This is a genomic window from Thermotoga sp. 2812B (assembly GCF_000789335.1).
In the GTDB taxonomy this organism is placed as follows: domain Bacteria; phylum Thermotogota; class Thermotogae; order Thermotogales; family Thermotogaceae; genus Thermotoga; species Thermotoga maritima.
This window is the reverse complement of record NZ_CP003408.1, coordinates 163,403-187,753: the sequence shown is the minus strand read 5'-3', so window position 1 is coordinate 187,753 and position 24,351 is coordinate 163,403. Positions and strand designations below refer to the sequence as shown.

The following is a 24,351-nucleotide window of genomic DNA, read 5'->3' as shown; positions in this document are numbered from 1 at the left end:
AGAGGGTGTTCATCAGCGATCTTCACATAGGAGACGGTTCTGCGAAAGACGACTTTTTTTTCGATAAAGAGCTTGTGAATTTCATCGAAGACATGTCTCAAACTGAAGATGTTGAACTCTTCGTCGTTGGTGATGGATTTGAAATACTCGAAAGTCGCGTTGTGAAAGAAATCGGGCTTGTCTCTTTCGAGGAGGTTGTAGAAACACTCGATGAGACGGTGATCGACGAAATCGAGAAAAAACACTCCGAAGTCTTTGAGACTCTCAAGAAGTTTTCCAGACGACACAGAGTATATTACGTGGTGGGAAACCACGATTACCATATTCTCAAAAACAAAAAACTTCAGAATGCCTTGAAGAATCGCTTTGAAAAGTTCGAGATACTTCCGTACTACTACGATCCTCACAGCAAACTCCTTGTGCTCCATGGAAACCAGTTCGATGTTATAAACCGCTTCACCGTGGACAGGAAAACCAAAAAGGTAATACCGCCTCTTGGAGACTACATAGCCAGATACATGATGATAAATTTCGACAGTCAGGTGGTTAACTTCGCTCCTGAGGATGTCATTCGAGATTACGACAACGTGAGGCCTCTGCTCGACGTCTTTCACTGGTTCGACTACGTGACGGAAATCTACGATCTCAGCGTTGATCTGGTTGAACTGTGGCTGAAAAGTTTTCTCAGTATGTTGAAGACGAGAGAAGCCAGGAAATGGATGAGAAACAATTTTCCGAGAACGCACTGGCTTTCCAAGGTGTTTGTGAACAGGTTCGGCGGTGTGGAGCTGGGTAAAGTACTCGTAAGGAGTATATACACACTCAGAAAATTGAGAAGAGTTGACTATCTTCAGAAATGGGCGAAATCCATCTTGAAGGGGAATCTTCGCTGGAAAGAGTTCATGACGGGTTATTCCGGAGATTTACATAAAGTGGAAGAAGTTGATATACTTGTGATGGGGCATGTTCATCACTTCGCTTACCGAATAGTTCCAACGACTCAGGGTAAAAAGCTGTACGTGAACTGTGGTAGCTGGAGACCCGTTCTCGAAAAGATTGGACTCAGAAAGAAGCACGGTTTCCACAGGAAAGCGGAACTTCCAAAGATCATAATGGATTTCTCAGGGAAGAACGTCGAAGTGAAGGCATCTATCACGAATGTCCTCGGGAAAATTCAGGGGGGAGATTTATGATCTCAAACCCCGTTCTTGGATACAAACTCGATCCTGGAGAACCCGGTATTCCACATTCCGCTCCCGCGAGCCGCAGTATAATAAGGGTCCTGTCTCAGGAGATATCCAACTTGATCTACTTCAAAAAAGAAGCCCTCAGAGAGGGCGGGACGATCATCTACAGCAACATAGCACTCGATCTCAGGAAGAGAGGCTCGTTCCTTGCGGCCGTTGCGGGAAGAACCCAAGTTTTCATCTATACACCAGGAACTAAAAGCAGTGAAAGAACTCACTCCCTCGGATCGGAACTTCAAGACAAACAGCAGGAGATCGAAAGAAAAATACTCGAGCTCGAAAGACAGCTGAAAACAGAAACAGATCCGCTCGAAAGAGAAAGACTCAGAGAAGATCTGGAGAGATTGAAACTCGCCCTCAACATCCTCAAAGCGAGTCTCAGAGCCCCCGAACTCCTCGTTGGTGTCTTACTCGACAGCCTCGTCTGAGAAGATTTCAAGAAAAGCTTCCACCACTTTTGGGTCGAATTTTTTCCCAGCCTCTTTCTTTATGATTTCCAGTGCCTCTTCGTGTGTTTTGGTTCTCCCTTCCCATTCTGACGAAACGAAATTTGTGAGAACGTCGTAGTAATCACACACGCTTATTATTCGCGCTTCAAGTGGAATCTCTTCACCTTTGAGCCCATCGGGATATCCCGTGCCGTCCCAGTTTTCGTGGTGGTGTCTCACGATCGGAACGACATCCCACAAGACCTCTAAAGACGCGAGAAAAACAGACCCCATGATGGTGTGATCTTGGGGATATTGCTCGAAAATTCTAATCCGGGTTGGAGTGTAAAGCATGAGTTGCTCTATTCCGATCTTTCCCACATCGTGTAGCATGGCGTATTCTCTCAACAGAGAGAGCTTTTCTTCCGATAAGCCCAGTTTCTTTCCCACACGTTCTGCGAGTCTTGCAACTCTCTGAGAGTGACTCCAGCCGTTTTCGTCTTCTATCTCCATGAGAACAATCATCGCCTGAAGAAGACCGCTGACCATTCTTCTCACCCAGCTCTCAGAGAGTAACTTTTCCCCCGCCAGGACGTACGCTATCGATGCGGCTTTTTCCGGATCTTCGAGTTCTATGAGTTTTTTTCCAGCCTTGTGAACGGTGTACGTTTCTTCTTTCACCACAGCCACTCCCTGAAAGGGCTTCTTCTCTTTCAAAAAAGCTATTTCAGCCTCTTCCATTGAATCGACTTTTTCGTAGAGGCGATCTATTTTTTCCACAGCTTTCTCGAATTCCTCGCTATCGAAGAAGCATTTCATACCTATCCCTCCAACGAAAGTTCGAGTTTTCTACTAAGGACTTCGTTTTTTAAAGTTTCAACGAAGCGTTCCAGATCCACGTCTTTTATCTCTCTCCCCGTTCTTGTTCTCACGGAGATCTTTCCGCTCTCCAGTTCTTTGTCGCCTACTATTACCATGTACGGTATTTTCTGGGTCTGAGCCTGTCTGATGCGGTATCCAAGAGTCTCACGGCGGTTGTCGAAGAAGATCCTGATTCCTTCCTGGGAGATTCTCTTCGCAACCTTTTCAGCACCGTCGTTGTGTTTTTCTGATATGGGAATAACTGCCACCTGGATCGGTGCAAGCCAGGTTGGAAATGCTCCGGCGAAGTGTTCTATCAGGATACCGAAGAACCTTTCGAGCGAGCCGTATATCGCCCTGTGTATCATCACGGCTTTGTGTTCTTTGTTGTCCGGACCTATGTAGGTGACGTTGAACTTTTCGGGCATCATGAAGTCCAGCTGAATCGTAGCGCATTGCCATTCCCTTCCTATCGAATCTCTTATGTGAAAGTCTATCTTTGGACCATAAAATGCCCCTTCGCCCTCGTTCACTTTGTACGAAAGTCCGGCCCTCTCCAGGGCATTCTTCAAAGCGGTTGTTGCCTTATCCCAAATCGCTTCGTCGCCCATGTGGTCTTCGGGCATCGTGCTGAGTTCCACTCTGTAAGTGAAACCGAACTGACCGTAGATGGTGTTTATGAGATCAAGAACACCGAGTATTTCTTCTTCGATCTGATCGGGAGTGCAGAATATATGTGCGTCATCTTGTGTGAAGGATCTCACCCTCATGAGACCGTGGAGAACTCCACTTCTCTCGTATCTGTGAACCCGGCCGAACTCGAAGAATCTCAACGGAAGGTCCCTGTAGGAAACCGTCCTGCTCTTGTACACAAGAATGTGACCGGGACAGTTCATGGGTTTCACCGCGTACTTTTCCTCGTCTTTTTCTATGAAGTACATATTCTCGGCGTAGTGGTCCCAGTGGCCGGAGATCTTCCAGAGCTGCTCGTTCATTATGAGTGGCGTGAAGATCTCCTGATATCCCCTCTCACGATGGAGTTCTCTGGAGAATCTCATCAATTCGTTGAGCACGACGACTCCTTTTGGAAGGAAGAACGGCATACCGGGGGCGTATTCGGTGTTCAGCATGAAGAGTTCAAGCTGTGGCCCCAATTTTCTATGATCCCTTCGCTGGGCTTCTTCAAGGAACTTCAGGTAATTCTCGAGATCTTCCTTTTTAGCGAAGGCCGTTCCGTAGACTCTTGTGAGCATGGGATTCTTCTCACTGCCTCGCCAGTACGCACCTGAAACGGAAAGGAGTTTGAAGTGCTTCACTACTCCAGTCGAAGGAAGATGAGGGCCTCTGCAGAGATCCACGAACTCTCCCTGACGGTAGATCGTTACTCTGTCACCTTCGATCTCCTCTATGAGTTCGAGTTTGTAAGGCTGATCGCTGAAAAGCTCTTTTGCTTCTTCTTTGCTGATCTCTTTTCTTTCTATAGGAAGATCTTCCTTAATTATTTTCTTCATCTCCTGTTCTATCTTTGGGAGATCTTCCTCTGTGAGTTTCCCGTTTTTTATGTCGAAGTCGTAGTAAAAACCGTTCTCTATGGTGGGACCGATTCCCAGTTTCACGTTTTCTTTCCCATAGAGTCTCATCACAGCCTGCGCGAGGATGTGTGCCATGGTGTGTCTGTAGAACTCGGGTGACTCAGGATCTTCCAGTGTAACAATTCGGAGATCACAGTCCTTTTCGATGGGTCTTTTCAGGTCCCAGAGTTCGCCGTTGACGACTGCTCCGATCGCCTTTTTTATATCCAGTTCCTTTGCGATCTCCGCCGGTGTGATGCCTCTGTCGTACTCTTTTTCTTTTCCGTCTGGAAGCTTCACCTTTATCTTCATCGCTTTCCCTCCTTCAACTTTTCGTTCAGGGCTCTGGCTACCTCGGGTGGTACCCATTCGGTCACATCACCGCCGTACAGGGCCACTTCCTTCACAAGACTGGAGGATATGAAAGAAAATTTTTCGCTTGCGATCAGAAACACTGTTTCCAGATCGCTGTACAATTTTTTGTTTGCAAGCGCCATCTGCAGCTCGTACTCGTAGTCGGTCACAGCCCTGAGTCCTCTCACCAAGACTTTTATACCATGTTTTTTCAAATAATCCACGAGTAAGCCATGATGAACATCCACCTTCACTCCATCTAGGTCGCTGAGAACCTCTTCTATCAGCTTTTTCCTTTCCTCCAAGGTGAACATACACTTTTTTCTCGGATTCTCCGTGACGAGGACCACAAGCTCGTCGAAAATAGAAAGCGCTCTTTTGATGATGTCCACATGTCCGAGAGTGATGGGATCAAAAGATCCTGGATAGACCGCTTTCACTCTACCATCTCCTGTTTGCACATTCTACCTGAAAGAATTTTCTATCTTCAACCCTAAGAGCGGTGAGTCTTCCTCCGTAGACACATCCCGTATCGATTCCAATTTTATCGCGAGAAACGAACGGCTCTTCAAAGGGAGTGTGTCCGAACACCACGATCTTTCCTGGAAGAGGATTTTCACTGTAGATGAACTCGTCCCTTATCCAGACAAGATCGAAAGGATCCTGATCCTCGAGGGAGACACCCGGTCTTACCCCTCCATGAACGAAAACGTAGTTTTCCTTCTCGTAGTAGTAGATGGTGTTTTCGAAAAAAGTAAGAAATTTCCTGATCTCTTCGACTCCACCGAAACTTTCCACCGTGCTTCTTGCACCATTGAAGAACCACAGATCACAATCAGAGCCATTTTTCACACAGTTCAGAAGCATTTCTTCGTGATTTCCTCTCAAGAAAACACATCTGTGGTGTTTCGAAAGTTCTATCAAGAATTCGATCACTTCACGAGAATTCGGTCCCCTGTCAACGTAGTCCCCCATGAAGATCAGCTCGTCTTCTTCAGAGAGTGGAAGTTTTTCCAAAAGACTCTTCAGAGCGTAAAAGCACCCATGAATGTCCCCCACCGCGTAAGTCATCAGAAGATCCTCCCGTACATCATCCAGTTCCAGAGAACGGAGATCAGAACTCCAAAAACTGGACTCATCCACCACCTCACATCGGGCTTTCTGAACTTCCAAAGCCGGTATAGAAAACCAAGGGCGAGGGAAAGGAAAGCGAAGAGATCCTTACCAGCGAGGAGGAACACAAAGAAAGCCAGTCTTTCAGAGATCCCTTCGATATCGGATATCTTTGGATCTCCCGGGACGAAGTTCCTGAAGACGTACGTCACAGCAACGGATACCGCGTTCATCCCAAGCAGATAGAAAACAAACTCCGCTGTCAGGTACGATCCTTTGAAGAGATCTTTCACCGCGGCGTTCAGTACAAGAAAAATCACAAGAAGGGCGACTTCCAGAAGATTTATCAAACGCTTCTTTCCCTTCCGGTGAAGATAGACTCTCAGGAGATCTCCCGTGAGATGCACCACCACAGAGACCAAGAAGACAACCACACCAGTGGTGGACTGAAAGATAACATCGAATGTGAAGGCAAGGATGGCAAAGACCGACCAGATCATGTGCCCGATCAGCTTCCAGCCCCTGTACTCTCTTATCTTTGCGTTGTTCGTGAAACCGTGGTCTGCTACAACGTGCCCGAGAAACAGGTGAAATGGAAACAAGAAGATCACCTCCAGATTCTGTCTTCGATCTTTGAGAAGAACTCTTTCAATTTTTCGAACTTGACGAATTCCTTTATCATGAGAGATGTGTTTATTTCAACAGGACCTTCTTCTATTGCTCTCGTGTATATCTCTTCAAGCCTTTGAACGAATCGATCAACGGACCATTCCTTTCTGACGAATTCTCTCCCCTTTGTTGAGAGCTCTTCTCTGAGTCGATCGTTTTTCAGAATGTGTTTTATCTTTTCGGCGAAGAGTCTTTCATTTTCTTCTTCTATGAGAACCGCTGCTTCGCAATTTTTCAAAACATCCTTAACTCCTTTCCACTTCAGAGCCACCACGGGAAGGCCGGAAGCCAAGGCCTCCAGGAGTACCAGTCCCTGTGTTTCCGTTTTCGAAGCAAAAACAAAGACATCTCCGAGTTTGTAATAGAGGGGAATTTCGTCATGAGGTACGAACCCTGTGATCTTCAAATCGAGTCCTTTTTCCTTCGCGAATTCCTCCACTTCCTCTCTTTCAGGACCATCTCCTACCATAATAAAGGCGATGTCCGGTGCGTTCAAACTCTCGAAAACTCTCAGAAGAAAATCCAGATTCTTCTCTTTAGCTATTCTTCCGGCGTAGAGAACCACTTTCTTTCCCTCAGGATTCCATTTTCTTTTCAATTCTTCAGGTGCTTCTACTTCGAATTTCTCCACTTCTATACCGGTGGGTAACACTTCGATGGGTCTTTTCACGCCGTAGCTTTCGAGTTCTCTTTTTATGTCTTCCGTGGGAGCGATCACCACGTTTGTCATATTGCAGAACCACGCGCTGAAGTGTTCCACCAATCTTTTGGGAGGAGTGAAGGGTTTTGGGATGTAGTGTCTGTATTCGGGCAGCAGTGTGTGATACGTGTGAACGTGTGGTATCCTCATCTCTTCTTGAACTCTCAACGCTTTAAAACCTATGAAAAAGGGAGAGTGACTGTGTATTATCTGAACATTGTTTTTCCTCATGAACTCCAGAATGTTTTTTGTGGAGGCGATGGAGATTCTGTGTTGTGACTCGAAGGGGAAGGGAATGCTCCTCACGACGAATACATCTCTTTCATCTTCAGGGGCGGAAGGAGCAACCACCACAACCTTGTGGCCCCGTTCCATCAGTTTCCTTTTGTACACCCTTATTGATGTTGCCACACCGTTTATTTGAGGAGCGTAGGTATCACTGAACATCGCTATGTTCATCTTCTTTCACCTCATCCATGAGGAGATCTTCCATATGAAAAGGCAAAGCGCAGATGCTCTCACAAGTGAAATGAAAAGCAGATTTCTCAGCTCCAGCTTCCTAAAAAGGAACAAAGAAGTGAAAAAGAGGATCAAAAGAGAAACTCGAACATCCAGAAACACAGAAAGAAGGGGCAAGAAAACGTATGAAGAAAGTGCCCACATCATCTCTGTTGGTGCTCTGCCCGTTATCGTTTTGTAGAGCCCGGATATCGAGAGAGAATAGAGAAAAAACAAAAAGAAATCCTCGAGAACCTTCAGGAAAATCCTGAGCGAGTTGTACACCATCGCTATATCGTTCCAAAAACCGACAGTGTTCACAAAGAACACCAGAATCGGCACCAGAAAAGAGTACCTCTTCCCTGAATCGTCCAGATTTATCAGGTTCAGCATCATTTCACCTTCAAAATGAAGTACATCCCGCTGGAAAAGAAGTATTCTAAACCATCTTCTGTGGTCTTGATGGATAACCTCTCACCTGTCTCTCTTCTCACCACGTTGATCGCCTTTTCAAAGTCTGCTCTGTCTCTGAAAACAAAAGCCTTCCACTCCGGGTAGTATTCGGCTTTCTCCACTTCTTTCAAAACTTCGCTCACCAGGATCGATCGGTTGAGTTCTATCTTCATCTCTTCAACGGTTTCTTTGAAGGGTGTTTCAACGACAACATCAAAGGAAGGAAGTCTCTCGATTCTCTTCCTTTCGTTCTTGAAAGATACGTCCACAATCAGTAAAACCAGCGTCACCACAAACAGGATGAAGAGAAATCCGTTTCTCGTCATTTTATCTTCTCGAGCAGCACCTCAAGACCTTTTTTCACGAATGGATCCTTCTCTGGATCTACTTCTATCTGCTCTCTGGTCTCTGCGTGGAGTTCTTCTTCAACGTTTTCTTCTACCAGGACATCGGGCTCTATTCCGATCTTGTGAATGTCCTTTCCAGATGGTGTCAGGTAGTGAGCCGTTGTGAGAAAGAGAACCCCACCATTGCTCAGTGGGAAGCCCGTCTGTACTGAGCCCTTACCGAAGGTTTTTCTCCCAACAACGGTTGCAATGCCAAGGTCTTTGAGTGCTCCCGTCAATATCTCGGATGCCGAGGCCGATCCTTCGTTCACCAGAACTACTATCGGTACGTTCGGATAGTTGTTTCCATAGGATTCGTAGACGTCTTCTTCTCCGAAACCGTTTCTGACCTTCAGAATCACGCCTTTGTCGACGAACATGCTGACGATCTTGAGAGCGGCATCGAGGTATCCACCGGGGTTGTCCCTCACATCGATTATCAATCCCTTCACACCCTTTTCGAAGATCTTGTCCAGGGCGTTTTTCATGTCGGAATCCGCTTTTTCTCCGAAGCGTGTGATCCTGACGTACCCGATTCTTCCCTTCTCCGTTTCTATGAAGGAGTAAAGCACCATCTTTATCTCGATCTTCTCCCTCACGATGGTGAAGGTGAGTTTTTCACCGTCTCTGAGAACCTCGATCGTGACAGAGGTTCCGGGTTCTCCTCTCAGGTTGTTCACGGCTTCCATGTAGGTCATCTTAGACACGGGTGTGCCGTCTATGGTTATGATGAGATCACCCGCTTTGAGTCCTGCCCTCCAGGCGGGAGTGCCATACATAGGAGCCACTACCTTTATAGCGCCATGTTCCGCATCGTAGGTCACTTCTATTCCAAGCCCACCGTACTCTCCCTTCATTTCTATCTGGTTTTCACGGTAGGTTTCTGGGTCCTGGTAGTAGGAAAAATCGTCTCCCGTTCCCTTCACAAGGCCGTCTATCGCGTGGTCTATGAGCTTGTTGATGTCAAGCTTGTCCGCTTCGTAGTAATAATTCAGGATGTAAGAAAGCGAATCAAAGAACGGCTCCAATGCCTTGTTCACTTCTTCTACGGTGAGATTCGTTTTAGCAGAACCCCCGAGAAGAAGCGCAAGAACGAGTACTACTACACTGACGATAGCAAACTTTGAAATCTGGTTCAGTCTCATTCTGTTTCCTCCCTTCTGCACACTTTGGTGGCGAATATCATGTACGCAGTATGGGCAACCATTCTATCCACCGGTCTCAGTCTTTCCGGAACTGGTTTGTACGGTCTGAAAAGACTTTCCCACACTTCTATCCTTATGAACGGAAGCTCCTGGAGTTTTTTCAGGGTTTCCTGGACTTGGTTTGTTGTTGGACATACGGTTGCGAACCTACCTCCGCCTTTCAGAGCTTCCCAGCACTTATCGATGTAGTTCCACGGATCCGGAACATCCAGGAACAGAGCGTCCACATCTTTTTCATCGAAGCCTTCGGAGATGTCCCTTACCTTTATTGTAACTCTTTCTATCAACCCCCACTTCGTTAGATTACTTTCGGCGAGCTTTGCGAACTCTTCTCTTCTCTCGTAGGCGAAGACTTTCCCTGAACTTCCAACGGCCCGCGCGAGCACAGCGCACATGGCTCCGCTTCCCACACCTGTGTCGATGACCCTGTCTCCCTCTTTCACATCGAGCATCATCGCGATGAAAGATGAATCCTTTGGATAGACTATCTGGGTCCTTCTTTTCATGTTCATGATCTCGTCGATCAGGCTGGGTATCAAAATGTATCCCTTCTTTCCTGCGGACGTTCGTATGATTTCTCCAGGACCTTTCTCGAACACCTCGTTCAAATCGATGATACCGAGATGAGTGTGAAGTTTTTTATCTTTCTCGAGATCGACCAGAAACTCGCTTTCATCTTCGAAAGAAAGCAATACTCTGTCTCCAGGTTTCAGCGTATCGGCCACTTTTCCCACACCTCTCTTGGAAAGCTGAATCTGATGTCCACGTGCTTCGCGAGAACATCTCGTTTCTTTCCATCTATTATGATGTACACGTTGTTCACACCCTTCACGTTCAGAAAGATCGTGTAGAGTACCTGGTGGATGAAGTACCTCTCCGAGTCGAAGTCCATTCCTTTCAATTTTTCTCCATAGAGATCGAGAATGAGGAAATCTCCCACGAAGAAATACGCTCTCAGAACGCCTTTTGGAACGAAGGTTTTCAATCCCTCGGGTGGAGAAGAAAGCGCTTCGAAAATTTCAAGAACAGGATTGTCCCTTCCCTCCGCAACTTTAACGATCGGAAGAAGGTTCTCGTTCAGATAACAGATCTTCAGTTCAACGGAGAAAAGAACGGATGCCGTTAGAAGAACAACAAAGATGCTCTTTTTCATTCTGTCATCAGCCTCTCAACGGTACCCAGAAAAGCGGGCATTTCATCTTTTTCTTTCAAGAGAACGATCATCCCAACAACACCGACGGGTATATCGTACACGGGGCATTCTTCGAGTTTGTAGCCCAACTCATTTGCTATCTTTCTTGCGAGCTTCAAAGATTCTGAATACGCGGGAAGGTCCAACCCGTTCAGGTCTTTTGAAAAACTCCTCACGATTATCCTTCCATCACCGTAACCTACAAGGAAAACCACATCTTTCTCGTACGGATCGACCCTTTCACCGAGGGGTTTCACAACGTATCTTCCCGTTGACTCGGCGGACAACAGAATCCTGAACTGTCCTTCACTTTCGGCTGTTCTTTCTATTCTGACATTCTTTTTTTCGTAGAGAACCTCTTCGGGCATCTTAAGAATGCCTCTGAACAAAAGCCAGTCCTTTGCCGTGATTCTCACAGAGTCCTGAGTTTGTTCAACGTCGAAGTTCTTCTCACCCTCGAAGTTCACAACGACGGTTCTTCCTATCTCTTCGATCGAGTTCACACGGCACGTTATGATCTTCACACCTTCACTGGTTTGAACGTAATCCACTCCGAAGAGTTTCAAGGTTTCCACCGGGACCCCAGAAGACGGCAGTTTGTTGTTGTCGAGTATGTAGAGGTCTTCAACGTTTGCAAGAACGTGGCCGTTGTACTCGAGGTACCTCATGCTTCCCACGGTTCCTGTAGAAGGTGGGGTAACATCGAACACTCTGGAGTGGGTCTCCAGAAGATTTAATAAATCATCGAAACTCAAAATGGTCGCATCGAGCGTTATCGTTTCTGCGAGCAGACTCACAGAAAAGATGGCAAGGAACAATATCAACCTTCTCATCAATATTTGAAGATACTCCTTCCTATGAACTCTCTGAGAATCGATTTATCAGGAATATCTTCTATGTTCGTAATGGGAAGGAAGAAATCCAAAAGTTTCAGAAGTCTGAGTGCTTCTGAGTATTCTGGTACATCTTCCGGAACCTGAACGAGAAGTGGTTCGGCGAATATTCTGAGCACCGGTATTTCGTAAACCAGGGCCGAGTTGAACATCATATCTGCTTCTTCCTGGAACGGGAAGATGTTTCTTTCTTCACCCTTTCTGACGTTTGGCCACATCTTCAACGTGTCGTACGCAGTGTGTCCCCGGAACTTGTAGTCCCTCACGATTCTTCTGATGAGCCGCGTGTCCGTTGTTGTGACTCTGTTGTGGTCATCTATGTTCAGCTGAGTCAGTGCACTCACATATATCTTGAACTTTTGCTCTTTCGATATTGAGGCCGTCAGACGTTCATTCAGACCGTGTATTCCTTCGACAATGACGATATTGTCTTTCTCCAATTTAAGAGTGGGACCTCTCATCCTCTTTCCGGTCTTGAAGTTGAACTTCGGCAGGACCACCTCTTTTCCAGCCAAAAGATCCTGAAGGTTCCTGTTGAAGAGTTCTATGTCGAGAGCCTCTATCGAGTCGAAATCGTAGTTTCCGTTTTCGTCACGCGGTGTTTTCTCTCTGTCCACGAAGTAGTCGTCGAGAGAAATGGCAACCGGTTTTAGACCGTTCACCCTGAGCTGGAGTGAGAGTCTCTTGGCGAAGGTGGTCTTTCCCGAAGAGGAAGGACCCGCAATCAGAATGAGCCGTTTTCTTTTGTCTTTTGCGATTTCATCTGCTATGTCTGAGATCTTCTTTTCATGAAGTGCTTCGGAAAGAAGCATCAGGTCGGCCACGTGTCTTTCCCCACGGGCTATGATATCGTTGAGATCGGATACGTACTCGAGTTCCAGAACGTTCAGCCATCGGGCGTATTCGAGGAACACCTGGGAGAGTTTGGGCATGTGGATGACGGGAAGCTCTCCTGTTTTTGGATCCGGATGGACAAGAACAAGCCCCTGATTGTAGGGCTGAACATCGAAAACGTCGATCCTGCCGGTGCTCGGTGGAAGATACCCGTAGAAGTACGCCCAGAAACCATCGCAGTGGTAAAGCTTCACGGTTCTTTTCTTCCTGTACTTGAAGAGCTTGACCGTTTTTACGAGCCCTTCATTCATCAAAATTTCTCTTGCTTCGTCTTTGTAAAACGTTCTCTTCTCAATAGGTAAATCCTTCTCGACAAGCTCTCTCATCATATCTTTTATGGTGAGCACCTGATTCTCGTCGGGAACGATTAACTCATTCCCCTTATAGATCTCGCAGTATATCCCTTTTCCGAGGGAGTGAAGAACCTTCAATCGCCATTCTGGATTCAGTTTCCTCACCGCAAGACTCGCGAGGAAGACGAGTCCCCTCTGGTATATTCTGAGTCCGTCGGGATCTGTGAGGTCTAAAAATTCGAGTTCTCCGCTTCTATCGGGTGTTCTGAAGAGTTCTATTATCCTGTTGTTCACCTTTGCAGCCAGTATTTTGTGTCTGTAGTACTTCTGGTACTCTCTGGCTATATCGAAAAGATTCTGATTTTCCTCGAGAACGATCTCTCTCCCGTCCAGTTTTGAACGAAGTGTGATCTTTCGCATGCTGTCTTCCTCCCTTGAAGGAGCTTTCCTACAGTGGTAAAATTATAGCATGGAAAGGGTTGGGGCGTGGCCAAGCGGTAAGGCGGCGGACTTTGGATCCGCGATCGGTGGTTCGAATCCACCCGCCCCAGCCAAAAGAAAAGCCCCCGATCAGGGGGCTTCACTCGTTTCCGATATATGGTTTTGTTTCTCCTGTTTCATCTCGTACATCCTCTGATCGGCTTCCTTCAGAACATCATCCACAGCTTCGTGAGGGAACCATCTTTTGAATCCGTAGGAGATACTTTTGAAGTTCTTCTTCGATCCTTTTCATCACTCTCTTTGCATCGTTTTCATCTGCGTGCAAAACCAGGAGAAACTCATCGCCACCATATCTTACGACCACGTCATTTTTTCGAACAGAAGATTTCAAAATCTCAGCAACTTCCCTGAGTCTTTTGTCCCCTTCGAGGTGTCCATAAGTGTCATTGAACCGCTTGAACCCATCTATATCCAACATTACCACAGTAATCGGCTGGTTATTATTCACCTTCTTACTTACTTCCAGGAATTTTCCATCGAAAAAATAGTGACGATTAGGGACACCAGTAAGGGAATCTCTGACTGCTAATCTTTTCATTCCTTTGATGGGCATTCCCATAGAAAAAAGTCCAAGAAATGCCGAAACGACAAAGAGCCAGTAACTTCCTGTGGCTATCGTAACACCTGTTATGACAAAAACAGATCCCAGAAGGACTTTATGAGACCTCCCAATCCACTTTCCTCTTGTTACATGGAAGGCGTGTATAGCTATTATCGTTAGAACCAGCAAAATGGAGAATCTCATCATCCACATCGTTTACAATTAAACATTTGGTTGAAAACTCTAAGAATTTTCGTAAAATTCTCTCAACTCTTCGTTGAAGGGCAGGTTGAAGATCTCGTCGAGCACTTTCACAACCTGCTCGTAGGATTTTGTCCTTGGGTCTCTGATGAGAATCTCTTCGAGCACCTTTCTGTCCCTTGAGATGTACGCTTCCAGATTCCACTCCATTCTCAGAATCCTGGGCCACAGATAGAAGATCTTGATCCTGTGAGTGAGATCCGGTTCCACTTTCTCTCTGTGGATTCCACTGCCGTCCACCCAGACGGGAAGTTCCATCACAAGATCATCGGGAAAGTCCTTGAGCGTTCCCTGGTTCTCTACGTTCAGGAAGAGTCTCACACGTTTGTTGTTCGCTATCGCGTTTATGAAAGGAATGTGCTGTTCTCCACTGAGTTTTCCTTTCGGGAAGATCTCGGGATGTTCTTCTGTGAGTTTCATGCCTGGATGGACCTCTTCTGCGAGTTTTATGAGGCGCTCTCTTGCTCTTCTGAGCTGTTCGTGGAATTTTGGCCTTTCCACTTCGTTGTCTATGCCACCGAACTTTCCAAACCACTTCTTCTTCGTCTCCAGGTTGTAATGGTATTTCCAGGTACCGTTCCTCACGGTGTCACCTATCGGAAGCATACCGTAGAATCTGTACATGTCCATCGCGGCAGGAGACATCTGTGTGTCCCACGGATTCTTCGGCTCCCACTTTGGTAGCTCTTTCTCTATCCACTCATCAAGGAGAGGATAGGCATCTTCTCCTCTGTATCTGAACCTGTTCAACCAGATACCGTGGTTCACACCTGCCACCTGCCAGTCCACTTCCTTCGGATCGAGACCGAGTCTTTCGAAGACTTCGTAGACCCCGGCAACTCCGTGGCAGAACCCCACTATGTTCGCACCGGTCCACCTTCTCACCGCCTGTGTGATCTCGAAGACGGGATTTGCCGTCTGCATCAAGTACGCTCTGGGTGCCATCTTCTTCATCTTCTCTGCGATTTCGAGGGCGAGCTTCATGTCGGGATAAGAAGAAAGAACGTAGGTGTAGGTGGAAACCATGTTCAGTTCCTGACTGTCGATGCCTCTGTAGTAGCCGTGTCTTTCACCGACATCTGTGACCTCGTCCCATCTCTGAGAGCCGCTGTCGTGGTACCTCGGATCGTAAGGATAGGCGGTGTTTATGATGAAGTCCGCCCCATCTATGGCTTCATCCAGACTGGATGTTTTCACGATCTGCACAGGAGAGTTCAGCTCTTCCACGTACTTTTTTGCGAGAGTGTAAGAAGCATTCAGTCTTTTTTCGTGAACGTCCATGAGGTAGACATGGGTGTCTCCTTTTGAGAGCTCTTCGGTCTGAGCGATATCTCCCACAAGCTGAAGTGCGAACCTCACACTCCCTGCTCCGATGATGGAGATCTTCATAGTCTTGCCTCCTCGTGTTAAATTCGTTTCTGAGATGAATTAATTGCCTGAGGAAATTCTATCAATTTTTGGTGGTGATTCCAAATGTCTCATCAGATCAAATCGCCAATGAAAATTCCCGCTACAGAGAAGAAAAGAGGTTCAAAACTCGCCTTGAAGCCTTCCTCTTTCATCATCTCCACTATTTGATCGGGTCTCAGAAAATTGAGAACGGAGGTGGAGAGATACCTGTAGGCGTGAAAATCCCCGCTGAGAAGACCCCCAACGAATGGAACCCAGGTTTTCAGATAAAAAGAGTAGATCTTTCCCGTGAATCTTTTGGTGTTAGGTGGAAGGAGTTCAAGGATCACCAGTCTTCCACCTTTTTTGAGGACTCTTCGACATTCTCTCAAGACTTTTCTTCTGTCTGAAAAATTTCTGAAACCAAACGCCACGGTGATGGCGTCGAAACTTTCATCGTCGAAAGGAAGATCGTGAGCGTCTCCTGTGATGAACTCTCCGTCTTTCAATCTCTTTTTTGCTGTTTCCAGCATCTTCGATGAAGAATCCAGGCCTGTGATTTCGAGATGCGGTGCTTTTCTTTTCAGGAGCCTGGCTACATCTCCGGTTCCCGCGGCAAGATCGAGAACCTTTTCTGGATTCACCTCAAGGGTGAGTTCCGCTACTCGTTTTCTCCACTTCGTATCCATTCCGAAAGAGATGATCCTGTTCAAAAGATCGTACCTTTCCGCTATTTTGTCGAAGAGCTTCATCGCGTGCTTCTTAGTCTTTCCTCCCACTCCCTGGCTTTTCTCACATCAGAGAGTACGACCACACCGACGATCCTTTCATCTCTGTAGAAAGCCTTTGTTTCGCTGTCGATCAACTCTCCTCTGTCTGTGAGTTCTCCAACTATGGCTATAGGAAAGTCTCCGAACTTGAAATAAGAGGATCTGAAACGAAAGTCGTACTCATCGGGTATGCCCTTCAACGTGTTTGCCAGAACTTTCGCGTGTGCCATGGCGGCTTTCGCCGTTCCGCAGATGATGCCTTCGTATTCCGCACAGTCTCCGATGGCGTATATATCAGGTTTTGATGTCCTGAACTTTTTGTCCACCAAGATGCCTCTGTTCACATCAAGCCCGCTCTCTTTTGCGAGCGACACCTCCGGGATTATTCCTATGGAGCAGAGAATCACCCTCGCCGGTATCTCTTCTTTGTCTGTGACGAGAACATCGTTTTCTATTCTCTCCACGTCCCTGCCGAGGTAAAACTCCACTCCGTGTTTTTCGAGCTCTCCTTTTATTCTCTCTGTCAGTTCTTCGTCCAGCCCCATGAGACGGGTCATCTTCTCAACCACTTTCACTTTGATACCCTGCTTCGACAGATTCCCTGCGATTTCAAGGCCGATGAACCCTCCGCCGATGATGAGAAGATCCTTTTCTCTTTCCACCGCCTCTTTCAATCTCTTCGCATCCTCTATCGTCCTCAAAGTGTACATTCGCTCCCAGCCGGGTATCTTGAGTGCTCTCGGCTTTGCACCCGTTGCGAGAACGAGGACGTCGTATTCAAGGGTTCCTCTGTCTGTTTCGAGAACTTTCTTTTCTGCGTCTATCCTTTTTGCGGTTGTGCCAAGAAGGAGTTTTATTCCCTTCTTTTCGTACCAGTCGGGCGGATAGGGAAAGAGACTTTTTTCCTCTGCCAGTCCCGCGACGTAATGGCTGAGCATGGGTTTTGTGTAGTAGGGCACCGTTTCTCTTTCCACGATGGTGACCTCGTGTTCTTCTGAAAGCTGTTTTGCGAGTTCAACCCCGCCGGGCCCGTTTCCAACGATCACTATTTTCACAATTCATCACTCCAGTTCTTTTTTGAGAAGAGATATAACCTCTTCGATTTTTTTCTCGTCCACACTGACACCTTTTATCTCTGTGAAGGAGAGGATTTTGAACTTCGTTCCTTTCAAGAATTCTCCTGCTGTTCTCTCGATGGATGGAGCCCAGCCGTGCACTCCAAAAACGAGGACGGGTTTTTCGTAGTTTGCCTTGTCTATTATCTCGAGAAGGGTGAATCTCATGAGTGGATGCATCTCCGCCTCGTAGGTGGAAACACCAAAGATCAACGCTTCACTGTCCGGGATGTCTTTCAGGATCTCGCTGATCGCGGGTCTCTCTTCGTCGGAGAATTTGTACACAACCGGTGTGAAACCTTTCTCTTTGAGAGAGTCGATCGCCTTCTTCATCACGTTCTCGACGAAGCCGTACATGGAATCGTAGATCACCGTGACTTTTCCTTTTTTCGGATCTCCCTTTGCAACACTCACGTAGTGGTTCAGTAGCCTTTGAGGATCTTTCTTCCAGATCAGTCCGTGTCCTGGAAGGAGTGCCTTTATCTCCAGACTGGAAAGCTTTTCCGCACCTTCGAGGATGTAATTCTTGTAGTGCCCTATCACCGTGACGATGTACTTTGTGACGTAGGGAAGGTACTCTTCCACAACGCTCTCGTTTGAGTCGTCCAAGACATCTGGGAGCAGGTATCCACCGCCCACATCACAGCCGAAGAGAACTCCGTCGAGATACGTCACCATTGTGTCGGGCCAGTGAAGCCAGGGAGTCATGACGAATTTGAATTTTTTCCCTCCGATTTCTTTCTCTTCTCCATCCTTCACGACTGTCACGTCTTTTATGCCGTAGAATCCTTCGAGGAGTCTTTTTCCGAAGTTCGAAGCGATTATTTCCACATCGTGACCAATCGCTTCGAGCGTTGCAGGGAGAGATCCGCTGTGGTCCGGCTCGGTGTGGTTCACAACGATGTGTGTGATCTCCTTAGGATCGACGATCTTGGACAGAATGTCGATGAACTCTTTCGTGTAGTTCTTCTTCCAGCCGTCTATCAGAACGTTTGCATCCTTCAGCTTCACAAGATACGCGTTGTAGCTGATCCCTTCAGGTATTTCCCAAACCGCCTCGAAGTACTTTATCTGATCGTCGTCTATTCTCAAAATGTGGATTTCCGGATCGTCGAAGATCTTTTCAGACCAGATTTTTGGCATACAGGACACCTCCATTGAATTAGGGATTCCAAAGTGATTATAGCAAAAAAATGTAAAGAAAGCGGTTTCAAAAACTGGAACAACTATGTGAATTTTTTCATATACTTGGGTTTATAGCATTATACCGGAAAAGCGGCGTTTGAATTCCAAATAGTTTTCAAAGAACTTCTGTCCCAATTCTTGACCATAGATTCTAACAGCACTTTGCTTCACAGTATTCTCAAGTTGTTTGAGAGTTGCTTTATCGAACAATTTTTCTTTTTGTGATATTACTATGAGGAAAGCGATGCATATGGGAATTTGTTTGATTCTTTCCAAAAGTTTTTTTGAGTTCGATTGTAAGTTACCGATCTCATAGCCTGTGAAAGTGTAAAAAATTGGAATCATTTTTTCTGCGTAATGCTTTAATAAAAGATAATTGGCAAGAATTGTGTCCTCGGCAATCGTCATTTTTGTTATTCCTACTTTATTAAGAATTTTGGCGAGTTCTTCGTAAGCTTTTTGAAGAGGAATACGTTCTATAAGGGTGTCTATTATCGGAATTTTCCCTGAAAGAGAAGTGATTTCTGAAACAAGCAATTCTTCTTTGTTTTTATAAAAATCACTACACCAAATTTCTCCATTGAACTGTTCTCCTGACATCAACGCATTTGCTACGGTGAGTAATGGTTTTTTGTTCGGAAAGTTCAACAAATCATCCAAAAGTTTTTTGATTCCTTTGGAGTAAACAAGATCATCAATATCATGAAAGAAAACAAATGATCCTTGACTGTGTTTAACACCCATTAATCTTGAGTGAAAGGTTCCAACGTTTTCTTTATTTCTAATTATCAAAACCTTATCGCGTAACTTAGGTTCTCCTTTTGTGAACCTTTCAAATAAATCAGCCGTTTCGTCAGTTGATCCATCGTCAACCAATACAACTTCAAAATTCTCATAATCGATTTGTTTAATATTGTCCACGAGTCTTTTTACATAATTTGCTCCATTCAAAACAGGTATAACAATGGAAACCGATGGTTCGGGAATAGTTAATAGGCTTATTTGTGTGCCTTCAAACTTTATTTTCTTGTGATCATCTAATTTCAGAAATTCATCTGCGTAACCTGGCCATTTTGTTGCAAAACAAATCAACCAGGAACCAACTTTTTCACCTTGAAAATATTTTTGCAAATTCTCAGCTATTTTTAAAGGTACCCACTCTGGATTTATCCTTCTCAGGTAAAACGGTTCTGCCAGAACTCCTATTACTTCTTCATGAAGAGGGATCAAACCTGCTTGTTTGATAAGAGGTTTCAAGGTTAAAAAATCTCTTTCAAAACCATATTCCCAGTCACCAAGTTTTTGAGCGGTTTCTTTTGCTGTTTTGTAAACAAATGAACCACCGTATGGAACGCCTACTACAACGAATTTCGCAACTTCACCCATTTGCTTTAACATTTTGATTATGTCGTCATCTTTTTTAAAGTGTTCAACCACTTCCATGTTGAAAGCAATATCAAACTCCTGTGTCTTGAACGATTCTGTTAGTTTGAAACCATCACCTACCCTGAATTTAACGTTTTCAACGTTATAATCCTTGCTTATCCTGATTGCTAATTCAACAGAAGAAGGATCAATGTCTATACCAGTGACATCAGATTCTCTGAGTGCAAGTTCGATTGAGAACGCTCCTGTTCCAGTTCCGACTTCTAGAATCTGTGCTTTATTGAGAATAAAAAATCGCTCTAATAAACTTACAAATTCTGATCTAAGACTTTTCCCTGGAAGATCGTTCATGATCGTGAAAGAATCAAGTTTACTGTATTCTTTCCATATTTTCGCGAAACTATTCCCTGTGCTTGATTTCTTATGGATTGATTTACTTTTTGTTCTACTGTTATCTTGAGTTTGGACAATGTTCAATATTGATGCAATTTGCTTTTCAAGGGAGCAATTTTGTTCAACAAAATCACGATATTTTGTAGAATCATAATCATCGGAACATATCATTTCTATTGCTTCATCAATTGTATTGAAAATATATTCTCTGGGATAAAATTCTTCAGCTACATAGAAGTTATGAATCACTGGTTTTATACCCTTGGCCATTGCTTCAAGAATTGCTACTCCGTACCCTTCGTGTATACTTGTAGACAAAAAAATGTTTTTACTCTCAAGATAATTGTTAACATTCGTTATAAAACCATCAAATTTGAACCTGTTTTCTATTCCCATCTTTTTTAGTACGTAATTAACGTACCTCCACATTCTTTCATCTTGCATCTGACCCGCCCAGGAGATGTTGTATCTTGAATCAATATTTGTCAATTTCTTTAATATTTGAACTGCAAGAGTCGGATTTTTCTTATAGTTGAAATGCCCTACAAAAACGAGATTATAACCAGGTTTTCTCACTTTGAAGGTAAACTTGGTCAGATCTATTCCATTCCAAATCAATGAATGAGGAACAAATTTGAGTTGAGAACAATTTTCAAGGGATGTTTTCAAAACATTTTCCGCGACAAAAACAACATGATCTACTTTCTCCCATTTGATGTTACTCAATAAATCTTTGCGAAGAGATTCGTAACCATGTAATCTACATATGATCTTTTTTCCATCCTTCGGCAGTTTATTCGTTATCTCCACTGCCATTTCGTTCGCCCATTCGAGCCAGACGATATCTGCCCAGTTGTAAGCTTCCTGGATCTGTTTCCCATCTGTTGTAACTACGAGTTTCACATCGTAGATGTTCGACAAAATCTGAGCTATGTCTTTTATGAAGTTGTCCAGACCAGGAAGGCAAAATATGGCAAGCTTTATGTCTTTTTTGAACTGGTCCTTCAAGATCTGGTATTTTTCTTTCATTTCCGGTATATTGGAAAGTTCCATTGCCTTCTTATAGTAATGAAGAGCCATCGCTGGATTGTTCTGCTTCAACTGTGTGTCTCCAAGCATGTCGTAGACTTCCCACGTTTTGCTGTTGATCCTTGTCAGATACCTCCAGGATTCGAAGTATTCTCCCTTTTCAAAGAGCACCTTTGAATAGTTGAAAAGAACATCGTCGTGAATTGGATTGATATCGAGGGCTTTTTTGAAAAACATGAGCGCTTCGTCGATTTTACCTTCGTAGTAGTGTATGATTCCGAGCAAATTGTATCTTTCTACTTTATCTTCTATCTTTTCAATCAGTTCTTTTGCTTTCGAGAATTCTTTTTGTTCTATCCTTTTTCTTATCTCTTCAAAGATGTCCATAATCAGACCCTCCTGAAGGCTTCAATGAACCTGAGGTTTTTATCAACTGCTCTCACTTTAACAACGGAGAATCTCAGATTTTCCAGAGTTTTCCTCATTTGATGAGTGGTTCTCAATACTCTGAAGCCAGGATAATACCACACGGGGTTGTTTCTATCATTCAAATCAGGCACGAAGAAGAAAAGAAGCACTCTTTCAGCATTTTCAACAAGTTTATTCAGGTCTAGTGTCTCTTCCACACCAGAAACAACAAGGAAGTTCTTCGAGTTTTCTTTCAACTCTATTTCCAGATCTTTCAGGACGGACTCAATCCCAGGAGCTTCTCCTTTGATTCTCAGGTCCCTTATATCGCTCTCCAGAAGAGCTTCTATTATGTGTTCTTCTTTCACTTTGAATGGAGGTTCTTTCATGATTTCCTTTTCTCTTTCTTTGTAGAGCTTCAAGGCTTCATCTGATGGATATGGAAGCGCGTAGTAGAAGTTTTCTTTTCTCTTCCACGCTCTGACAGGGTGAATCGCACCAAAACCAGAGAATCTCTCTGTTATGTTTCCCACCCAGATGATTTCATCCTCTTTTTTCATGAACGGAAATGTCTGATTCGGATAAAGCCCGTTGTATTTGTATCTTCCAAGTGCTATGTCTCCCAGATTTTCGTTTTCTTCCACTGCTTTTATGTGAAGTTCGAAAGCTTTCAATGGATTCTCTTCTTCCCAGGTTTTTGCGAGACGGTAATAGTAGAATGGAAGTTTTGAGATGTCTTTTATTCTTTCAAGAAGCGTTCTTGCTTTTTCTTTGCTTTTTTGGAACACAGCCACTGCTGAGGTGTAGATGGCGAGTGGGTGATCGGAGATGAGATACAGTTTTTCTGCGTCTTCTTTTGCGAATTCGAGGATGTTGAACGGAAACTCTCTGTAGCCGGAGAAGTATCTGTACAATTCCTCGTAAACTCCTTCTATGTCCGGGTCGAGTCTTGTTTTCAGATCTTCTATCACGGGTTTTATGAAGCTTGCTATCTCCGGAGCCAGTTCCAGTGTTTTTCTGTACCTTGAGATGGCTTCCGAGAAATTCCCAAGTTTCAGATACAGGTCACCGATGAGAGCCTGGATAATGCCGTTAAGTTTTTCATCACCTTCGATCTTTGAGAGGATTCTGATGAGTCTTCCTTCTGTTTCTTTCTCTCTCAAAAGATCGAAGATGAAAAGAAGTCCGGGGATACCTGTTTTTCCCACGAAGGAGTTTATGTCCTCGTTTGTAAGGTATTCGAACAGGAAATCCTTCTTTTCTACTAATCTCTTCAAAATGAATTTGGAGATTCTCCTTGAAACAGGGAGTTTGTTCAAAAGCTTTTCGGATGCTTCAATCTCGAATTCCGCTATTTTCTCAACTATTTCATCGAAAAACAGGTTTTCAGAGTTTTCGGCGATCTTTTCGATTAATTTAAGTACCTTTTGGAAGTCTTCTTTTTCGCTTATCTCTGAAACAATTTGAAGTGTGAGGATGAATTTAGACTCATCTATATCATTTTCAATCGCTTTCAGTAGATGTTCATAAGCTTCATTCCATTTTTTAAGCTTTACACAAGCGTGGCACATGAGAAGGTGAGCTGTTCCTATTTCTTTTATAGTTGTGATGGTGAATTCGTACTTCTCGGCCTGCGATAAAGCTTTATTTAAAACATCGAGAAATTTCTTTCCCCATTGATAGAGATTCTCCCAATCTTTCCTTCTCTCATAAATAGCAAGCTTTGCAAAATAAGGATCAGGATTTTCCGGAAAGGCTTTTATGGCAGTATCTATGAGTTCTTCTCCTTTTTCAAGGAACCCATTCAAAATTAGCTCCATTCCGAATATATAAAGAAATTCCAGACCTATTGCAGGTATTTTCCCGATTTTCATTATTTCCTGCAGAGTCTCCCAAGCGATTTTGTTTTCCTCGTGCTTTTTACCACCTATTTTCTTTGTTTTGTAAAGCTGAATAAGGTAATATATCTTTTCTACAGGATCTTTCACGTTCTTTAGATGTTCTCTTATTAATGTCCCTGTTCGCTCATACTTTTTCTTTTTGAGCTTTCTTGTCCAGATGTAGCCGTAATGATAAATCCTGAACGGGGCATGTACTACCTTTGGTTTATAAATCGCTTGGTTGTGAACGATGTTCTTATAGTAAACAGTACCGTTTCTGAAGATCCTCGGTGTTGATGCTATTTCAGTTTTTTTGAAGTCCCAATCAAGATAACTCACTGTGGGAAGATACACGGTGTTCACATCTTCTGATAGGCTTTCCAGAAAACTTCTGATGTTTTGTCTGAACTCTTCTGAAGCTTCTTCGTCAGCGTCCAGAATGAGAATCCACTCGCAGGTGGGAAATTTCAAAGAAAAGTTCCTCGCTTCAGAGAAATCGTTTTTCCATTCGTGGAAGTAAAGCTTGTCTGTGTATTCTCTCACGATCTCTGGTGTTCTGTCTTTGGATCCCGTGTCGACCACCACGATTTCATCTACGACGTCTTTTATGCTTTCAAGCGCTCTTCTTATGTTGTGTTCTTCGTCTTTCACTATCATGGCTACAGAAAGCAGACATTTTCTCATCTTCTCACCTCGGTTGTATATTTCTATGTCCTGCTCTTTCCTTCCTCATATA

General features: G+C 44.5%; 22 protein-coding genes and 1 tRNA gene. 3 read left to right on the top strand and 20 right to left on the bottom strand.

Features of this window, described 5'->3' with window-relative positions; translation table 11 throughout:
- Window positions 1-5: 5 nt before the first annotated feature.
- Both T2812B_RS00985 and T2812B_RS00980 read left to right on the top strand, forming a co-directional pair.
- The gene (locus tag T2812B_RS00985; protein ID WP_008192758.1) at window positions 6-1,193 is read left to right on the top strand and encodes a UDP-2,3-diacylglucosamine diphosphatase; all 1,188 of its coding nucleotides are present in this window, start codon (window positions 6-8) and stop codon (window positions 1,191-1,193) included.
- Window positions 1,190-1,675, top strand: coding sequence for a hypothetical protein (locus tag T2812B_RS00980; protein WP_008192760.1), 486 nt, complete (start codon window positions 1,190-1,192; stop codon window positions 1,673-1,675). The genes T2812B_RS00985 and T2812B_RS00980 overlap by 4 nt, the downstream gene beginning before the upstream one ends.
- On the opposite strand, the gene T2812B_RS00975 is transcribed toward T2812B_RS00980, so the two are convergent.
- The 13 genes from T2812B_RS00975 to T2812B_RS00915 are packed head-to-tail and all read right to left on the bottom strand — an operon-like array spanning window position 1,655 to window position 13,177.
- Window positions 1,655-2,494, bottom strand: coding sequence for an HD-GYP domain-containing protein (locus tag T2812B_RS00975; protein WP_008192762.1), 840 nt, complete (start codon window positions 2,492-2,494; stop codon window positions 1,655-1,657). The genes T2812B_RS00980 and T2812B_RS00975 overlap by 21 nt on opposite strands.
- 2 nt (window positions 2,495-2,496) lie before the next feature.
- Complete coding sequence (gene thrS, locus T2812B_RS00970; RefSeq protein ID WP_008192764.1) at window positions 2,497-4,419, bottom strand: threonine--tRNA ligase; 1,923 nt, start codon at window positions 4,417-4,419, stop codon at window positions 2,497-2,499.
- Window positions 4,416-4,901 (bottom strand): pantetheine-phosphate adenylyltransferase, encoded by a 486-nt coding sequence (gene coaD, locus T2812B_RS00965; protein WP_004080981.1) that lies wholly within the window; start codon window positions 4,899-4,901, stop codon window positions 4,416-4,418. Before coaD ends, thrS begins: the two co-directional genes overlap by 4 nt.
- A 1-nt stretch (window position 4,902) precedes the next feature.
- Window positions 4,903-5,532, bottom strand: coding sequence for a metallophosphoesterase family protein (locus T2812B_RS00960; RefSeq protein WP_008192769.1), 630 nt, complete (start codon window positions 5,530-5,532; stop codon window positions 4,903-4,905).
- Complete coding sequence (locus T2812B_RS00955) at window positions 5,532-6,176, bottom strand: hypothetical protein (protein ID WP_004080977.1); 645 nt, start codon at window positions 6,174-6,176, stop codon at window positions 5,532-5,534. The genes T2812B_RS00960 and T2812B_RS00955 overlap by 1 nt, the downstream gene beginning before the upstream one ends.
- Window positions 6,177-6,181: 5 nt before the next feature.
- Window positions 6,182-7,402 carry a glycosyltransferase family 4 protein gene (locus T2812B_RS00950; protein ID WP_008192772.1) on the bottom strand — a complete coding sequence of 407 codons (1,221 nt, stop codon included), beginning with the start codon at window positions 7,400-7,402 and terminating at the stop codon, window positions 6,182-6,184.
- A gap of 6 nt (window positions 7,403-7,408) precedes the next feature.
- Window positions 7,409-7,834 (bottom strand): hypothetical protein, encoded by a 426-nt coding sequence (locus tag T2812B_RS00945; RefSeq protein ID WP_008192775.1) that lies wholly within the window; start codon window positions 7,832-7,834, stop codon window positions 7,409-7,411.
- Complete coding sequence (locus T2812B_RS00940) at window positions 7,834-8,220, bottom strand: hypothetical protein (protein ID WP_008192777.1); 387 nt, start codon at window positions 8,218-8,220, stop codon at window positions 7,834-7,836. Before T2812B_RS00940 ends, T2812B_RS00945 begins: the two co-directional genes overlap by 1 nt.
- Entirely contained in the window at window positions 8,217-9,425 is a 1,209-nt protein-coding gene (locus tag T2812B_RS00935; RefSeq protein WP_008192779.1) for a S41 family peptidase, read from the bottom strand. Before T2812B_RS00935 ends, T2812B_RS00940 begins: the two co-directional genes overlap by 4 nt.
- A complete protein-coding gene (locus tag T2812B_RS00930) occupies window positions 9,422-10,210 on the bottom strand; it encodes a tRNA (adenine-N1)-methyltransferase (protein ID WP_008192781.1) in 789 nt (262 codons plus the stop codon). Before T2812B_RS00930 ends, T2812B_RS00935 begins: the two co-directional genes overlap by 4 nt.
- A complete protein-coding gene (locus tag T2812B_RS00925; RefSeq protein WP_008192783.1) occupies window positions 10,195-10,638 on the bottom strand; it encodes a GerMN domain-containing protein in 444 nt (147 codons plus the stop codon). Before T2812B_RS00925 ends, T2812B_RS00930 begins: the two co-directional genes overlap by 16 nt.
- Window positions 10,635-11,513: a DUF4941 domain-containing protein gene (locus T2812B_RS00920; protein WP_008192785.1), complete on the bottom strand. Its 879-nt coding sequence runs from the start codon at window positions 11,511-11,513 to the stop codon at window positions 10,635-10,637. The genes T2812B_RS00925 and T2812B_RS00920 overlap by 4 nt, the downstream gene beginning before the upstream one ends.
- Entirely contained in the window at window positions 11,510-13,177 is a 1,668-nt protein-coding gene (locus tag T2812B_RS00915; protein WP_008192787.1) for a nucleoside kinase, read from the bottom strand. Before T2812B_RS00915 ends, T2812B_RS00920 begins: the two co-directional genes overlap by 4 nt.
- A 60-nt stretch (window positions 13,178-13,237) precedes the next feature.
- Between T2812B_RS00915 and T2812B_RS00910 the strand changes: the two genes are divergently transcribed.
- Window positions 13,238-13,311 (top strand) — tRNA-Gln (locus T2812B_RS00910).
- Window positions 13,312-13,412: 101 nt separating this feature from the next.
- Here T2812B_RS00910 and T2812B_RS00905 read toward each other — a convergent pair.
- The 7 genes from T2812B_RS00905 to T2812B_RS00875 all read right to left on the bottom strand — a co-directional run bounded on the left by T2812B_RS00905 (window position 13,413) and on the right by T2812B_RS00875 (window position 24,299).
- Entirely contained in the window at window positions 13,413-13,988 is a 576-nt protein-coding gene (locus tag T2812B_RS00905) for a GGDEF domain-containing protein (protein WP_008192790.1), read from the bottom strand.
- A gap of 54 nt (window positions 13,989-14,042) precedes the next feature.
- Window positions 14,043-15,449, bottom strand: coding sequence for an alpha-glucosidase AglA (gene aglA, locus T2812B_RS00900; RefSeq protein ID WP_008192792.1), 1,407 nt, complete (start codon window positions 15,447-15,449; stop codon window positions 14,043-14,045).
- A 92-nt stretch (window positions 15,450-15,541) separates the two neighbouring features.
- Window positions 15,542-16,201, bottom strand: coding sequence for a bifunctional demethylmenaquinone methyltransferase/2-methoxy-6-polyprenyl-1,4-benzoquinol methylase UbiE (ubiE, locus tag T2812B_RS00895; protein WP_008192795.1), 660 nt, complete (start codon window positions 16,199-16,201; stop codon window positions 15,542-15,544).
- Window positions 16,198-17,274, bottom strand: a complete 1,077-nt coding sequence (locus T2812B_RS00890; RefSeq protein ID WP_008192797.1) for an NAD(P)/FAD-dependent oxidoreductase — start codon at window positions 17,272-17,274, stop codon at window positions 16,198-16,200. The genes ubiE and T2812B_RS00890 overlap by 4 nt, the downstream gene beginning before the upstream one ends.
- A gap of 6 nt (window positions 17,275-17,280) precedes the next feature.
- Window positions 17,281-18,477, bottom strand: coding sequence for an FprA family A-type flavoprotein (locus T2812B_RS00885; RefSeq protein ID WP_008192799.1), 1,197 nt, complete (start codon window positions 18,475-18,477; stop codon window positions 17,281-17,283).
- 111 nt (window positions 18,478-18,588) lie between these two features.
- Window positions 18,589-21,714 carry a glycosyltransferase gene (locus T2812B_RS00880; protein WP_008192801.1) on the bottom strand — a complete coding sequence of 1,042 codons (3,126 nt, stop codon included), beginning with the start codon at window positions 21,712-21,714 and terminating at the stop codon, window positions 18,589-18,591.
- A gap of 2 nt (window positions 21,715-21,716) precedes the next feature.
- The gene (locus T2812B_RS00875) at window positions 21,717-24,299 is read right to left on the bottom strand and encodes a glycosyltransferase family 2 protein (RefSeq protein WP_008192803.1); all 2,583 of its coding nucleotides are present in this window, start codon (window positions 24,297-24,299) and stop codon (window positions 21,717-21,719) included.
- Window positions 24,300-24,351 lie beyond the last annotated feature (52 nt).